Annotated in this window: 14 protein-coding genes; 7 read left to right on the top strand and 7 right to left on the bottom strand. The window is 72.2% G+C overall.

From position 1 onward, the window contains the following. Window positions 1-12 precede the first annotated feature (12 nt). Genes DI005_RS03085 through DI005_RS03075 form a run of 3 tightly spaced genes read left to right on the top strand, consistent with a single transcriptional unit; the run spans window position 13 to window position 2,919 of the window. Window positions 13-981, top strand: coding sequence for a nucleoside hydrolase (locus DI005_RS03085; protein ID WP_113641200.1), 969 nt, complete (start codon window positions 13-15; stop codon window positions 979-981). A gap of 46 nt (window positions 982-1,027) precedes the next feature. Beyond that, window positions 1,028-2,218, top strand: a complete 1,191-nt coding sequence (locus DI005_RS03080) for a C40 family peptidase (RefSeq protein WP_112272795.1) — start codon at window positions 1,028-1,030, stop codon at window positions 2,216-2,218. Next, window positions 2,215-2,919: a VOC family protein gene (locus DI005_RS03075; RefSeq protein WP_113641199.1), complete on the top strand. Its 705-nt coding sequence runs from the start codon at window positions 2,215-2,217 to the stop codon at window positions 2,917-2,919. Before DI005_RS03080 ends, DI005_RS03075 begins: the two co-directional genes overlap by 4 nt. Window positions 2,920-2,925: 6 nt before the next feature. Here the strand turns inward: DI005_RS03075 and DI005_RS03070 are convergent, their stop codons facing one another. Both DI005_RS03070 and DI005_RS03065 read right to left on the bottom strand, forming a co-directional pair. Beyond that, window positions 2,926-3,807: an NAD(P)-dependent oxidoreductase gene (locus DI005_RS03070; RefSeq protein WP_113641198.1), complete on the bottom strand. Its 882-nt coding sequence runs from the start codon at window positions 3,805-3,807 to the stop codon at window positions 2,926-2,928. A 23-nt stretch (window positions 3,808-3,830) separates the two neighbouring features. Further along, on the bottom strand, window positions 3,831-5,030 hold the full coding sequence (locus DI005_RS03065; RefSeq protein WP_113641197.1) for a cytochrome P450: 1,200 nt from the start codon (window positions 5,028-5,030) through the stop codon (window positions 3,831-3,833). Between the two features lie 144 nt (window positions 5,031-5,174). On the opposite strand from DI005_RS03065, the gene DI005_RS03060 reads away from it, so the two are divergent. The 4 genes from DI005_RS03060 (at window position 5,175) to DI005_RS03045 (ending at window position 8,371) form a co-directional block, all read left to right on the top strand. Next, a complete protein-coding gene (locus DI005_RS03060) occupies window positions 5,175-5,876 on the top strand; it encodes a PadR family transcriptional regulator (RefSeq protein ID WP_112272805.1) in 702 nt (233 codons plus the stop codon). A 167-nt stretch (window positions 5,877-6,043) separates the two neighbouring features. After that, the gene (locus tag DI005_RS03055) at window positions 6,044-7,051 is read left to right on the top strand and encodes an ATP-binding cassette domain-containing protein (RefSeq protein WP_113641196.1); all 1,008 of its coding nucleotides are present in this window, start codon (window positions 6,044-6,046) and stop codon (window positions 7,049-7,051) included. Further along, window positions 7,048-7,824, top strand: coding sequence for an ABC transporter permease (locus DI005_RS03050; RefSeq protein ID WP_112272809.1), 777 nt, complete (start codon window positions 7,048-7,050; stop codon window positions 7,822-7,824). The genes DI005_RS03055 and DI005_RS03050 overlap by 4 nt, the downstream gene beginning before the upstream one ends. A gap of 67 nt (window positions 7,825-7,891) precedes the next feature. Then, window positions 7,892-8,371 (top strand): histidine phosphatase family protein, encoded by a 480-nt coding sequence (locus DI005_RS03045; RefSeq protein WP_199542470.1) that lies wholly within the window; start codon window positions 7,892-7,894, stop codon window positions 8,369-8,371. Here DI005_RS03045 and DI005_RS03040 read toward each other — a convergent pair. The 5 genes from DI005_RS03040 to DI005_RS03020 form a co-directional block, all read right to left on the bottom strand. Beyond that, window positions 8,368-9,210, bottom strand: a complete 843-nt coding sequence (locus tag DI005_RS03040; protein ID WP_113641195.1) for a polysaccharide lyase family protein — start codon at window positions 9,208-9,210, stop codon at window positions 8,368-8,370. The genes DI005_RS03045 and DI005_RS03040 overlap by 4 nt on opposite strands. Then, entirely contained in the window at window positions 9,210-10,796 is a 1,587-nt protein-coding gene (locus tag DI005_RS03035) for an alkaline phosphatase (protein WP_113641227.1), read from the bottom strand. The genes DI005_RS03040 and DI005_RS03035 overlap by 1 nt, the downstream gene beginning before the upstream one ends. Window positions 10,797-11,180: 384 nt before the next feature. Further along, window positions 11,181-12,356: a class I SAM-dependent methyltransferase gene (locus DI005_RS03030; RefSeq protein ID WP_113641194.1), complete on the bottom strand. Its 1,176-nt coding sequence runs from the start codon at window positions 12,354-12,356 to the stop codon at window positions 11,181-11,183. Then, window positions 12,357-13,334 (bottom strand): class I SAM-dependent methyltransferase, encoded by a 978-nt coding sequence (locus tag DI005_RS03025; RefSeq protein WP_113641193.1) that lies wholly within the window; start codon window positions 13,332-13,334, stop codon window positions 12,357-12,359. Window position 13,335: 1 nt separating this feature from the next. Then, window positions 13,336-14,115 (bottom strand): enoyl-CoA hydratase/isomerase family protein, encoded by a 780-nt coding sequence (locus tag DI005_RS03020; RefSeq protein ID WP_112272819.1) that lies wholly within the window; start codon window positions 14,113-14,115, stop codon window positions 13,336-13,338.

Below are 14,115 nucleotides of genomic sequence, written 5' to 3'. Positions count from 1 at the left end.
CGAGGAGTGACCTTGAGGACGAAGCTGATCATCGACACCGACCCGGGCGTCGACGACGCGTTCGCGATCGCGCTCGCGGCGCTGTCCGACGACGTGGACCTCCTCGGCGTCACCACCGTGTTCGGCAACGTCCCGCTCACGGCCACCACCCGGAACGCGCAGCGGGTGCTCGCGCTGTGCAAGCGGGACGACGTGCCGGTCGCCGCGGGCGCGGAGCGTCCCCTGGTGCATCGGCAGCCGAGGGAGGCTCGCCCGGTGCACGGCAGCGACGGGCTCTCCGGCCGCTCCGCCGCACTGCCCGAGCCCTCCCGTGAGCTGGAGCCGACCGACGCGGTCACTCTGCTCGCCTCGCTGCTCGAGGCCGCCGACGATCCCGTGACCATCGCCCCGATCGGCCCGCTGACGAACATCGCGGCGCTGCTCGCGGCACACCCCGGCCTGGCAAGCAGGATCGGCAGGCTCGTGATCATGGGCGGCGGGCTCGCCGGGGGCAACACCACGGCGGCGGCGGAGTTCAACATCTGGAGCGACCCCGAGGCGGCGCACCGCGTGCTCGCGGGCGGCGAGGTGCCGTGCACGCTCGTGCCGCTGGACCTGACCCACCGCTGCGCGGTCGACGCCGCCTGGCTCGGCAGGCTGGCGGCCTCCGGCCCGATCGGCGCCGCGCTCGACGCACTCACCCCCGACTACCTCGCCCACTACCGCAAGGCGCTCGGCTTCGAGGGCATCGTCGTGCACGACGCGGTGGCCGTCGCCGAGGCGATCCGCCCGGGCATCCTGCGCACGGCGCCGGCCCCGGTACGGGTGGAGTGTTCGGTGGGTCCCGCCCGGGGCGCCACCATCGTCGACCGGCGCCCGCAGGGGCAGAAGGCCGACACCGACGGGCTCACCGGAGGACCGTTCACCGAGGTCGCGGTGGACACCGACCTCGAAGGGCTGCGCGAGTTCCTGCTCGACCGGCTCGCCGGACGCCGGGCGTGAGGGCCGTGCTCACCGGGACGCAACCTCGGCTCCCTATTCTGGGCTCATGACGTTGGGGGACGAACCCACCACGCACCCCGAGGACGAGGCACCGAAGCCACGTCCCCGGCGGCGAACGCTCATCGTGGCGCTCGTCGCGGCCGTGGTGGCGGCGGGCACGCTGGTGGTCACGTTGCGGCTGTCGCCGGGCGACGGCGACGTGACGGCGGCGGCCTCGGCGGGCCGGGCGGGAACGGCGGGCACCACGAGCACCACCGCCCCGCTCTCGACCACCACGGCACCGCCGACGCCGAGCCAGACCGCGGTGCCCGAGGAGACGGGCCCGCGCTTCGAGGCGTGGGTCGACGACGTGGCCGACTGGCTCGGCATCCCGAGGCGCGCGATGTACGCCTACGCGTCGGCGACCGTGCGGCTCGGTGAGGAGCAGCCCGGGTGCGACCTGTCGTGGGTGACGCTCGCGGGCATCGGCAGCACCACCACGGACCACGGCAGGGCCGGAGGCGGCGAGATCGGCCCCGACGGCACCATGGCCCGGCCGATCGGCACGATCGAGCTGCGGGACTTCTCCGGCGAGGTCATCTCCGTCGACGGCGCCGCGGGCCCGCTGCAGCTCTCCCCCGCGCTGTGGGACCGCTACCGGGTCAGCGCCTCGGACGAGGAACCCGACGTCCAGGACTTCGACGACGCCGCGCTGGCGGCGGCCCGCGCGCTGTGCGACGGCGGGCGCAACCTCGGCAACGGCCAGCAGTGGCTCGAGGGCGTGTCGGCCATCCACGACGCCCCGCTGTTCCTGCACCGCGTGCTCGCGACCGCGAACGTCTACGGCACCGTGGGCATGGCGGGCACCCCGCCCAACCGGGCCGCGCTCACGGCGGTGACCTTCGCGATCGACAAGATCGGCCTGCCGTACGAGTGGGGCGGCAACGGCCAGGAGAAGGGCGACATCGGCTTCGACTGCTCCGGCCTCACGACGGCGGCCTACGCCTCGGCAGGGGTGACGCTGCAGCGCACGGCGCACTGGCAGTACAACAGTGTCCCGCTCGTGCCCGCCGATGAGGAGCCGCGGCTCGGCGACCTGATCTTCTACGGCGACCCGGCGACGAAGATCCACCACGTCGGCATCTACATCGGCAACCAGCAGATGATCGACGCCCCGACCTTCGGCCAGGCCGTGCAGGTGCACAACTACCGCGAGCCCGGCGACAGCTTCGCGGGCGCGGGCAGGCCCACCGCGTGAGCGGACGGCTCGGGTCCGTCGGCGAGTTCTGCTGGCTGGACCTGAAGACCCGCGACGTCGAGGGCACGTCGGCGTTTCTGTCCCGGACCCTCGGCTGGGAGTTCACCGCAGGCCGGCTCGGTGAGCGGCCCATGACCCTGATCTCCACGGGCGGACACCGGATCGGCGGCGTCAGCGATCTCGCGAACCCGGTCTACCCGCCCGGCATTTCGCCGCACGTGGCCTACTACCTCGCCGTGGACGATGTCGGCGCGTGCGCGAAGGAGGCGATCGCGGACGGCGCCACGATGGTGGTGGAGCCCTGCGACGTCGGAGAGCAGGGCCGGCTGGCCACACTCGTCGACCCGGTCGGCGCGGCGTTCTCCCTGTGGCAGCCGAAGGAGTTCCGAGGGTGGACGTTCCCGCCGGGCACCCCGGCGGCGCCGGCCCGGATGGTGCTCGCGTGCGCGGAGCCCGGCCGCGCCAGGGAGTTCTACGAGCGGATGCTCGGCGCGCCCTTCACCTCGGCGGTCTTCACCGAGGCGGACGAGCCGGAACCACGGTGGGAGGCCGCGGTGGCCGTCGCAGGGGAGCACGGCCCCGCTGCCCGCGTCGTCACACCCGAGGCAATCGGCTTCCCGGTCGCCGTTCAGCAGCGGCGGGGCGACGATCGCCGGATGCCTGCCGCGCCGCGATCGCCGTCTCGCCACGAGCGTGCCTGAGGTGACTCAGCTCCCCTTGCGGAAGTACTCGACCAGCCGCGCGTAGCTGTCGTCACCGTGCCCGTCGGCGACCGCGCGGCGGACGAGTGCGAGCGTTCGTGCGGGCAGGTCGTCGTCGACACCGGCCGCCCGGCTCTCCCGCACCAGGTCGTCCACCGAGGGCAGGTGATGACGCAGGCCGCCGAACTCGAGCGCGTACTCGCCGCGGTCCACCTCGCTCGCGATCGAGGGCAGCAGCGACAGCAGCGCCGACATCGACGGATCCGCGGCCTCGAGGAAACGGGTCAGCTCGATTCCCTCGCCCGTGAGCAACGCCGCCGCGTGCAGGAAACCGTTGAGCGCACCCCACATCGTGCCGTGCACGGCCATGCCGTACAGCGTCGGCACGCCCGCGTCATCCGAGACGAGAACTCCCTTGCCGCCCAAGAGATCCAGCGCGGCGCGGAACCGGTCGTGGACCCCGCGCGAGCCGCCGTAGAACACCGTGGCGTCCGGGTGCCCGACGCCGGGGGCGATCGTCATGAGCTGCCCGTGCAGGTACTCCGCGCCGCGCTCGGCCGCCCACCGCGCGACCGAGCGGGCCTCGGCCGACGTCCCGTCGGTCAGGTTCAGCACGGCGCGGCCGGCGAGCGCGTCGCCGGCCTGTTCCAGCACCTCGCGGGCGGCGGTGTTGCCCTGCACGCTCACGACCACAAGTTGGCTCGCCGTCACCGCCTCACGCACGGTCTCCGCGACGACGGCTCCGTTCGCGGCGAGCGCGTCGGCCCGTTCGCGGGTGCGGTTCCACCCGGTCACCGGGTGACCCCCGGAGAGGAACGCGCGGGCGAGCGCGGCGCCCATCTCGCCCAGGCCGAGCACGGTGACCGATTCCTTTGCCGTGGTAGTCATTCCACGACGGTAGGAGCTCGACCTTACTGGAGATCAAGGGCGACGGGCAGCTCGGTGAGACGCCACGTGCCCGGATCCGGCATGCGCGTCGCCTCGCCCGCCGCCGCCAGCCCCGGGAATCGGCGCAGCAGCGCCGCCAGCGCCACCTCGGTCTGCACCCGCGCGAGCGCGGCACCGAGGCAGAAGTGGGGTCCGTGCGCGTAACCGAGGTGCCCTGGCGCGCTCACCGCACGCGTGACGTCGAGCGTGTCGGGATCGGCGAACACGCGCGGGTCCCGGTTCACCGACGCGAGCACCACCGTCACCGAGTCACCCTTGCGCACCGGCGCTCCGGCGAGCTCGGCGTCCTCCCGCGCGAAGCGTGGCATCGTCAGCAGCTGCGGGCCGCACCAGCGCGTCAGCTCCTCGACGGCGCCGGGCAGCAGCGCCGGGTTCTCCCGCAACAGCTCCAGCTGGCCGGGGTGGGCGAGCAGCGTGGCGATGCAGTTGGCGATCAGGTTGGTGGGCGTCTGCCCGCCGAGCACGACGCTCCAGACGAGGGTGACCAGCTCGACGTCGCTGAGGCGGTCGCCGTCCTCGGCCTGCGCGCGGATCAGGTCACCGATCAGGTCGTCGGCGGGTTCGGCACGCCGGGCCGCGACGGCCTTGCGCGCTCCCTCGATGATCCCCGGGATGGCCCTGCCGAACTCCTCGCCGATCCCGGCGGCGACGGCGGTGCCGTACCCGCGCCAGCGGAGACGGTCGGCGCGGGGAATGCCGACCAGCTCGCAGATCACGTCCATCGGCAGCGGGCGCGCGAAGTACCGCAGCAGGTCCACGACACCGCCGTCGGCGCGGCCGGTCAGCTCGTCGAGCAACCCGTCGACGATCCGCTCGATGCGGGGCCGGAAGCTCTGGGCGCGGCGGGCGGTGAACGCGGGCGCGACGAGCCTGCGCAGCCGCGTGTGCTCGCCGCCCTCCATCTCCTGCATCGTCCGCATGTACGGCTTGCAGTCGTCGGGCACGTCGGGCCGCAGAGCGAAGGTCTCCTCGCTCAGCTCGAACCGGGGGTCGCTGAGCATCGCCCTCGCCTCCGCGTGCCGGAGCACGCCCCACATCGGAGCGAGCCCTGGCACGGTCAACCGGGCGACCGCCGAGCGCTCCCTGACGGGCGCGTAGGCGGTGAAGGGATCGGTGATCACCGCGGGGTCGGCCAGGGTGATCTCGGGAACGGCACTGGTCATCGATGTGCACCTCATTTGGATGTTCATATCATCTGGATGTCGAGGGTATCGCACTTACCCCTGTCGTGCGGGTGATGGCTTTCCGGCGGTTACGTAGTACTCTGAGTCGAGTAATCGGCTACGAGCACTTGATCTGGAGCGGGAATGGCAGGCCGGACGAGAGCGAACCCGCTGGCACTGGCCGTGCTGTGCCTGCTGTACGAGCGCCCGATGCACCCGTACGAGATGTCCAGCACCCTGCGCGAGCGGCACAAGGAAGACAGCATCAAGCTCAACTACGGATCGCTGTACTCGGTGGTGGAGTCACTGCGGAAGCGCGGGCTGATCACCGCTCGGGAGACCGTCCGCGAGGGCCGCAGACCCGAGCGCACCGTCTACGCCATCACCGAAGCCGGCAGCACCGAGATGACCGACTGGCTCAGCGACCTGCTCTCCCGGCCCGCCAAGGAATTCACGCAGTTCGAGGCGGCGCTCTCGCTCATGCCGATCTTCGGGCCCGACGAGGTGATCAACCTGCTGGAGACCCGCCTGCGGTCGCTGCGGCAGCAGCAACGGGCCCACGACCAGAGCAACGCGTGGGCACCACCGAACTTCCCCCGGCTCTTCCTGATCGAGATGGAGTTCAAGTACGCGCTGCTGCGCACGGAGATCGAGTTCGTGAGCGCCCTGCTCGACGAACTGCGGTCGGGCACCTTCGAGGGCATCGCGCTGTGGCGGCGGATGCACGAGTTGCGCGAGGAGGGCCGCACGCCCGAGGCCGTCGACGAAGTCCTCGCCGAGGAGTTCAAGGAGGAGCTGAGCTGGCTGAGCGAACTGAGTGACACACAGCGGCCCGAACAGGGCTGAGGGGCTCCGGCCACGGTGCGGCAACACCACGGCCGGAACCCCTCCGACACACCGGAGTCCGGCGCTCTCGCGAAAGACCGCCGTTCCCAGCGTGCCCGCACTCGTCAGGGTAACGCGGCCGAGCGAGGCCCGGCTCCTTCCATCCACATCGGAGAAGGAGCACCACCGTGCCCACCACCAGATCAGGCACGGCCATCGAGGCCGTGAATCTCGGCAAGACCTACGGCCGGGGCGAGAAAGCCGTCCGCGCCCTGAACGGCGTGAGCTTCGCCGTGCCCACCGGCGTCGTCTTCGGACTGCTCGGCCCGAACGGAGCGGGGAAGTCCACGACGGTCCGGATCCTCAGCACCCTGTCGAAGCCGGATTCCGGCACGGCGACCGTCGCCGGGTTCGACGTGCGACGCGATCCCGCGCGGGCGCGCCGCGCGATCGGTTACGTCTCGCAGAAGCCGGCGTTCGACCCGATGGCGACCGGCAGGGAGAACCTCGTGCTGTCCGGGCGTGTGTACGGCCTCTCCCGGCGGGACGCGCGCGAACGGGCCCGTGAACTGCTGACCCGCTTCGGACTCGGCGACGCCGCCGACCGCCTGGCCGGCAAGTGGTCCGGCGGGATGCAGCGCAAGCTCGACGTCGCGATGGGGCTCGTCCACCGGCCGCGCGTGCTGTTCCTCGACGAGCCGACCACCGGCCTCGACCCCGAGGCACGCGCCGGCCTGTGGGCCGAGATCGACCGCCTCGCGGCAGACGACGGGCTCACGGTCCTGCTCACCACCCACTACCTCGAGGAAGCCGACCGGCTGGCGGCCCGGCTCGTGATCGTCGACGCCGGCAGGGTGGTCGCCGAGGGCAGCCCCGAGCAGCTCAAGAACGAGCTGCACGGTGACAGCGTCCAGGTGGAGTTGGCCGCCGGGGACGCCGGCGACGCCCGACACCGTGCCCGGCACGCCGTTGGCGCGGTGCCGGGCGTCGCGGACGTGACCGTCGACGGCGGCGTGCTGCGCGCCCGCGTCGGCAACGGAGCCGCGGCACTGCCCGGCGTCCTCGCGGCACTCGACGCGGCCGGAGTGGTGCCGACGGCGATCACGATGGCGAGGCCGTCGCTCGACGACGTCTACCTCCGCCACGCGGGCCGCGCGTACCGCGAGGCCGACCGGACCGAGGGGGTGCTGGTGTGACCACGTTCGCCACCCACACCGGGCTGCTCACGCTGCGCTCGCTGCGAACGCTGTCCCGCCAGCCCGCGTACCTGCTGTTCACCCTGGTGCAGCCGATGGTCTGGCTGCTGCTGTTCGGGCAGCTGTTCTCGAAGGTCGCCGAGCTGCCGGGCTTCGGCGTGGACTCGTACCTGGAGTACCTGACGCCGGGCGTGATCGTGATGACGGCGATGATGTCGGCGGGCTGGAGCGGCACGACGTTCGTCGACGACGCGGAACGCGGCGTGCTGGACCGCAACCTCACGTCGCCGCTGAGCCGGGGCTCGCTCGTCACCGGCTCGCTCGTGCACCAGGGCATCGTGACGGTGATCCAGTCGCTGATCGTCTTCGGCGTCGGGCTCCTGGCCGGGGCGCGGTACGCGGGCGGTGTGACCGGCGTGCTCGCCGTGCTGGTGTGCACGGTGCTGCTCGCCGTGGTCTTCGCGGCGCTGTCGGACGCGCTGGCGCTGCTCACCCGGCAGCGGGAGGCGCTGATCGGGGTGTCGCAGTTCCTGACGCTGCCGCTGGCGTTCCTGTCGTCGGTGATGATGGCGCCCGCGCTGCTGCCCGGCTGGGTGGCTGACGTCGCACGGTTCAACCCCGTCGACTGGGCCGCCGTCGCCAGCCGGGAGGCGCTGACGGCCGACCCGGACTGGGGCGTCGTGGCGTGGCGGGCGGGCCTGCTGCTCGCCCTCGCCGCGCTGCTCGGCTGGCTGGCCACCCGAGCGTTCCGCAGCTACCAGCGCTCCATCTGACCGCTCCCCAAGGCCACCTTTGTTGCGTTGAACGCAACAAAGGTGGCCTTGGGGGCAGGATGGGGGTGTGCGACGAGAACTCGTGATCCTCAGGCACGCCAAGTCGGACTGGCCCTACGGCGTCGCCGACGACGAACGCCCGCTCGCCGAGCGCGGTCGCCGCGACGCCCCCGCCGCGGGCCGCTGGCTGCGCGCACACGTGCCCGCGTTCGACCTCGTGCTGTGCTCCACCGCCAAGCGCGCCCGCCAGACCTGGCACCTCGTGCGGCGGGAGCTGGGCGGCTCACCCGAGGTCAACCACGACGGGCGGCTCTACGGCGCCTCGGCGGACACGCTCACCCGCATCGCCCGCGAACTGCCCGGCGATGCCCACACCGTGCTGTTCATCGGCCACAACCCCGGGCTGGAGGACTTCGTCTCCACGCTCGCGGACCGCGGCTGCACCCTCAAGACGTCCTCGATCGCGGTGCTCTCCGGCACCGGCGACTGGGCCGACGTCCGGCCGGGCTGGGCGAGCCTCGACGACGTCGCCAAACCCCGCGGCTAAACGGCCGGCTCGAAGACGCCCAGCGCGTCGTAGGCGTGCCAGGAGCCCGCGTGCTTGCCGAGCGTGAGCACGTTCTCCCCGGCCCGGAGCACGGCCACCGGGAGCGGAAGCTCTACAACGGACGGACGGAGCGGGTTGCCGGGCACCGTCGCGTCACCCTGCAGGGAGCCCTTCGTCGCGCCCTTCTCCAGTTCCACCTCGGCCACCGCGGCATCGTTGCAGGACACCGCGAGCGAACCGGGGATGCTGGCGTGGGTGTCGATGAGCCACACCGCGAGCACCAGGTCCCGCGCGGGCACGCGCTCCAGCCGGAACCGCCACCGGAACGAGTGCGCCTTGCTGCCCGCCCAGCGGTCGGCAGGGCCGGGGTGCAGGTAGGGCCAGTCGGCGGAGGGACTGCTCACGCCGTCGACGTAGTCGGCGCCGTCCGGGAACCGGCTCGAGTACTGCTGGTAACCGGCGGGCGCGAGTGCCAGCTCCAGGCTCCTGCGGTCGAAGGAACCGATCACGGCGACCGGCTTGCCGCGCACGGTCACCGACTCCGCCGAGGTCGCCCGCAGGAGCGCCGACGGCCTGCTGCGGTCGCCCGCCGCGTCGACGGTCGCCACGCGGTAGTGCCACGTCCGCCCGGCGGGACCGAGCTCGGCGTGGCGGAACCGGCCGTACACCGTCTTGCCGAGCAGCGTCCCCGGCCCCGGCTCGAACGCCGGGTCCGGCGAGCCGTAGACGGCGAAGTGGTCGACCAGCGGCCGGTACGACCGCGCCGCCCACGCCAGCTCGATCCAGCCGATGCCGGTGGTGGCCGTGAGCCGCTGCACGGATTTCACCAGTGTGTTCATCACGCCTCCCGTAGGCCGGGCCTGCCGGCCTCGGTGACGAAGCGCGCGACGGTGGAGACGGCCGCCGCGTCGTCACGCTCGATGTAGTCCACGACCCTGAACTCCGACGTCAGCCTCTCGGCGTCGAGCCGGCAGTGCACGTAACCCCTGCGACCGTCGTAGAACCGCACGTGGGGGTTCGACAGCCAGAGGTCGGTGTAGCCGTCGGTGGGTGCCCCGTCGCCGTCGGACCCGATCGACCCGGTCACCAGCTCGGTGCCGATCGTCCGCGAGGACGGGTCGGTGAAGTCGGCCTTCAGCTCCGCGGCGACGTGCCGGTGGATGTCACCGGTGAACACCACGAGGTTGTCCACGCCCTCGCGCTGGACGGCGCCGAGCACGCGGTCCCGGCTCGCGGTGAAGCCGTCCCACTGGTCCATGCTGAACGTCCGGCCCGGCCCGGTGTCGCGGTCGATCTGCGCCATGACCACCTGCTGCGCGAGCACGTTCCACGTCGCGCGCGAGCGGCCGAGCCCGGCGAGCAGCCAGCGTTCCTGCTCCGCGCCGAGGATCGAGCGCCGCGGATCGGTGTGCTCGCCGCCCGCCGTGGTGTCCGAGGGGAAGTTGTCGCGGTACTGCCGGGTGTCGAGCACGTGGAAGTCGGCGAGCCCGCCCCACGTCGTCCTGCGGTACAGCCGCATGTCAGGGCCGCTCGGTAGCGATGTCCTGCGCAGCGGCAGGTTCTCGTAGTACGCGCGGTAGGCCACCGCCCGCCTGCGCTCGAAGTCCTCGGGCGAGATGCCGTACTGGGAGTGGGCGTCGGCGTAGTTGTTCTGCACCTCGTGGTCGTCCCACGTGACGATCCACGGCGCGCGGGCGTGGGCCGCGCGCAGGTGCGGATCGCTCTTGAACAGTGCGTAGCGCAGCCGGTACTGCTCGAGCGTCTGCGTCTCGGCGTCGTGTGCCGGGCCGACGGAAACGCCTTGCCGCCACAGGTTTCCCGCGTTGATCGCGTATTCGTAGATGTAGTCGCCGAGGAAGAACACCAGGTCCGGGTCATCGGCCGCGAGGTGCCGGTAGGCCGTGAAGTGCCCGTGGTACCACGCCTGGCACGAAGCGAGCGCGAGCGACAGCGCGCCGCCGCGCTCGTGCGGTGCGGGCGCGGTGCGGGTGCGGCCGACAGGGCTGACGTACCCGCCCGCGCGGAAGCGGTAGAAGTACTCGTGACCCGGCCGGAGCCCGCGCACCTCCGGGTGCACCGAATGGGCCAGTTCCGCCGACGCGAGCGCCCTGCCCCTGCGGACCACGCGGCGGAACCGCTCGTCCTCGGCCACCTCGTACTCGACGGTGACCGACCGCCGCGACATGCCGCCGTGCCCGTCCTCGGCGAGGGGTTCCGGGGCGAGCCGGGTCCACAGCACGACGCCGTCGGGTTCGGGATCCCCCGACGCGACGCCGAGTCCGAACGGGTCGGCGGTCACCCGCCCCTCCCCGCCGGGAGCGGCCGAGGCGGACGTTCCGGTGCCCAGCGCCAAGGCCGCCGCGCTGACCCCGGTCAGGCCCAGGAAGGACCGCCGGTCGATACCCACTCTGTCGTCGTCGGACATGGCGTCAGCGTTGCCGACGATCATGAGCAGGAGGTGAAGGACAAGCGAACCCCTGTGGGCCGCGAGCCGTGCACTCCAGACCGCGAGTCCCCCACTCCGGCGCGCGAGTCCCCCGCTCCAGACCGCGAGTCCCCCGCTCCAGACGCCGAGTTCTGCGTTCAAGACCGCGAGTTCTGCCTTCAGGACAGTGAGTGGCGGCGGTCGCGGGGGGCGAGGTGAATCACGCCGCGTGCCGGAACGGGGCACTCGCGGGCCGGAGCGGGGGACTCGCGGGCCGGAGCGGGGGACTCGCGGGCAGGAACGGGGGACTCGCGGGCCGGAACGGGGGACTCGCGGGCCGGAACGGGGGACTCGCGGGCAGGAACGGGGGACTCGCGCGCGGTGTCAGGCGGGGATCCGTTCCGCTCGGCAGAGGAAGGCCATGGGTGTGCGGCCGATGCGGGTGAGCACGACGCTCGCCTCCTCGGTCCCCTTGGGCTTGAGCCTGCGGCGCAGCGCGTTGGGATCGATGTCCAGGCCGCGCACGAGGATCTCGACGCGCCCGATGTCGTGCCTGCGCAGTGTCGCCCGCAGGCCCTTCTCGCTGTAGTTGTCGAACTCCAGCACGCGGAACGCCCGCACGCCCGGCGGCGGCGTGTCACCCGTGAGGTAGGCGATCCGCTCGTCGAGCTGCCACAAGCCGTGCCGCGCCCCGTAGTGCCGCACGAGCCCCGCTCGCACCACGGCGCCGTCCGGGTCGACGATCCACTCCCCCGGCTCCCCCACCCCGGCGTCGTCGGGGTCCGCGTCCGTGACCGTCCACTGTGTCCCGTCGGAGCGCAGCACGGTGGCCCGGCGCGCCACCGTGGCGAGCCCGTCGCTCCACAGGCACGCCTCGCGCACCTGGCCGTCGAGCGAGATCAGCTCCACCTCGCGCGCCCACGGCACGGCGGCCGGGTCGATACCCGGGGCGCATTTGACCACCAGATCACGGCCCACGTAGGCGCCCGCGAGGTCGTCGAGAGCGGGAACGAAGTCCTCCGGGCGCCACGTCCTGCGCCCCGAGGAGTCCCTGCGCGCCGGATCGGCCACCACCACACAGTCCCTCGTCACCGGCCGCAGGGCGTCGGCCCGCGCCAGAAGCGGCGACACCCCCGCCCGTTCGCAGTTGTGCGCGGCCATCGCGAGCCTGACCTCGTCCACATCGGACCCGACACACCGTGCCGCGCTGCCCGCCAGTTCCACCAGGTCGGCGCCGACCGAGCAGGTCACGTCGTGCACGTCGCGGCCGGAGAGCCTGCGCGCCCGGTACGCGGCGACCGGCGCGGCGCTCGCCTGCTGCAGGGCGTCACCGGTGAACAGCCACCCGCCCGCGTCCGCCAGCTTGGTGACGGCCTTGCGCCGCAGCACCACGGTCTCCAGCGCGGCGGCGTAGCGGTCGCCCACGAGCCGCCGGGCCGTGCCGACGTCGGCGATCCGGCTCGCGTCGGTCAGCGGCAGTTCTGCACACGCCGCGAGCGCCTTCTCGCCCTGCGCCGATCGCAGAAAGGCGACGTCGTCGAGCGAGAAGGCGTACGGCAACTACGGTTCCATCGGGGCGGGCGGCTTGGTGCCGGTGATCATCACGTTGTAGAACAGCTCGCGCGGCAACACCTTCGAGAGCAGCTTCTTGTCCACAGCGGACAGTCGAAGCCACATGTGGTAGGCGAAAAGACGCCAGCGCACGGTGAGCTTCTCCTGCGGGACGGCCGCCTCGAACGTGCGCACCGGCCAGCCCACGAGCGCCGCGCTGAACTCGTCGGTCACGGCCTTGACGTCCACCGCGCCCGCGCCGAGCGCCGTGCGCTCCAGCTCCGAGGGGTCGAACGTGTGCAGGTCGACCACGGCTTCGAGCGCCGCCGCACGGGAGGACTCGTCGAGCTCCTCCTGCGGCCGCCGCCACTCCCGCAGCGCGGGCAGCTTCGTGACGTTGGTGGTGAGCCACCAGGTCAGCTGCCCGAGCTTGCGCGCGTAGAAGTCACCGATCTTGGTCGGCTCCCCCGCGAAGACGAACCGCCCTCCCGGCTTGAGCACGCGCAGCACCTCGCGGAACGCGGCCTGCACGTCCGGAATGTGGTGCAGCACGGCGTGGCCGACGACGAGGTCGAAACTGTTGTCGTCGTAGGGGATCCGCTCGGCGTCGGCGACCCGGCCGTCCACGTCGAGGCCCAGCTTCTCGGCGTTGCGCAGCGCCACCTGGACCATGCCGGGCGAGAGGTCGGTGACCGAGCCCTTCTTGATCACGCCGCCCTGCATGAGGTTCAGCAGGAAGAAACCGGTGCCGCTGCCCAGCTCCATCGCCGTCGGGTAGGGCTGGTCCTGCTCACCGGCGACCGCGTTGAACACGTCCGTCGCGTAGACGATGCAGCGCTCGTCGTACGAGATCGACCACTTCTCGTCGTAGGTGCCCGCCTCCCAGTCGTGGTAGAGCACGTTGGCGAGCTTCGGGTCGCCGTAGGCGGCGCGCACCTCCTCGGCGCTCGCGTGCGGGTTCGGCGCGGGGTCGATCACGTCCGTCACGTCACTTCCCCTCGAAGGTGGCCTTGCCCGGACCGTTCTCGATGAACGACTGCATGCCGGCGGTCTGGTCCTCGGTGGCCCACAGCGCCGTGAACAGCTGGGTCTCCAGCTTGAGCCCGTTGCGCAGGTCCTGGTCGAGCCCGCCGTCGATGGCGGCCTTGGCGGCCCTGAGCGCCACGGCCGGGCCGTTCACGAACTGCGCGGCCCACTTGTGCGCCGCCGAGTAGACGTCGTCGGGGGCCACGACCTCGTCGACGAGCCCGATCGCCAGCGCCTCCTCTGCCTTCACGAACCGGCCCGTGTAGACGAGATCCTTGGTCTTGCTCGGGCCGATCAGCCGGGCCAGCCGCTGCGTGCCGCCCCCACCGGGGATGATGCCGAGCTGGATCTCGGGCTGGCCCACCTTCACGTTGTCGCCGATCACCCGACGGTCGGCGGTGAGCGCCAGTTCCAGCCCGCCGCCGAGCGCGTAGCCGGTGACGGCGGCGACCGTGGGCTTCGGCAGCTCGGCGATCACGGTCAGCGAGGCCGTCAGCTCGGCGCCGAACTTCGAGATCTCCACGTAGGACTTGGTGGCCATCTCCTTGATGTCCGCGCCGCCCGCGAAGGTCTTCTCGCCGCCGTAGAGGATCACGGCGCGGACGTCGCCGCGGTCGGCGGCCTCCTCGGCGGCCTCCCTGAGCTCCGCCTGCACCTGGTAGTTCAGTGCGTTGACCGGCGGGCGGTCGAGCCGGATCGTGCCGACCCCCGCTTCGACCTCGAGACGTACGAACTCGCCCAC

This window comes from Prauserella sp. PE36 (assembly GCF_003311655.1).
GTDB classification, from domain to species: domain Bacteria; phylum Actinomycetota; class Actinomycetes; order Mycobacteriales; family Pseudonocardiaceae; genus Prauserella_A; species Prauserella_A endophytica.
Note: the sequence above shows the minus strand (reverse complement) of the source record. Positions and strands in the feature narration are given on the sequence as shown.

What these genes read in the sequence shown, in the direction of transcription:
- DI005_RS03040 (WP_113641195.1), bottom strand. Translation starts at nt 9,210, where the DNA reads ATGAACACACTGGTGAAATCCGTGCAGCGGCTCACGGCCACCACCGGC.
- DI005_RS03080 (WP_112272795.1), top strand. Translation starts at nt 1,028, where the DNA reads ATGACGTTGGGGGACGAACCCACCACGCACCCCGAGGACGAGGCACCG.
- DI005_RS03035 (WP_113641227.1), bottom strand. Translation starts at nt 10,796, where the DNA reads ATGTCCGACGACGACAGAGTGGGTATCGACCGGCGGTCCTTCCTGGGC.
- DI005_RS03070 (WP_113641198.1), bottom strand. Translation starts at nt 3,807, where the DNA reads ATGACTACCACGGCAAAGGAATCGGTCACCGTGCTCGGCCTGGGCGAG.
- DI005_RS03060 (WP_112272805.1), top strand. Translation starts at nt 5,175, where the DNA reads ATGGCAGGCCGGACGAGAGCGAACCCGCTGGCACTGGCCGTGCTGTGC.
- DI005_RS03065 (WP_113641197.1), bottom strand. Translation starts at nt 5,030, where the DNA reads ATGACCAGTGCCGTTCCCGAGATCACCCTGGCCGACCCCGCGGTGATC.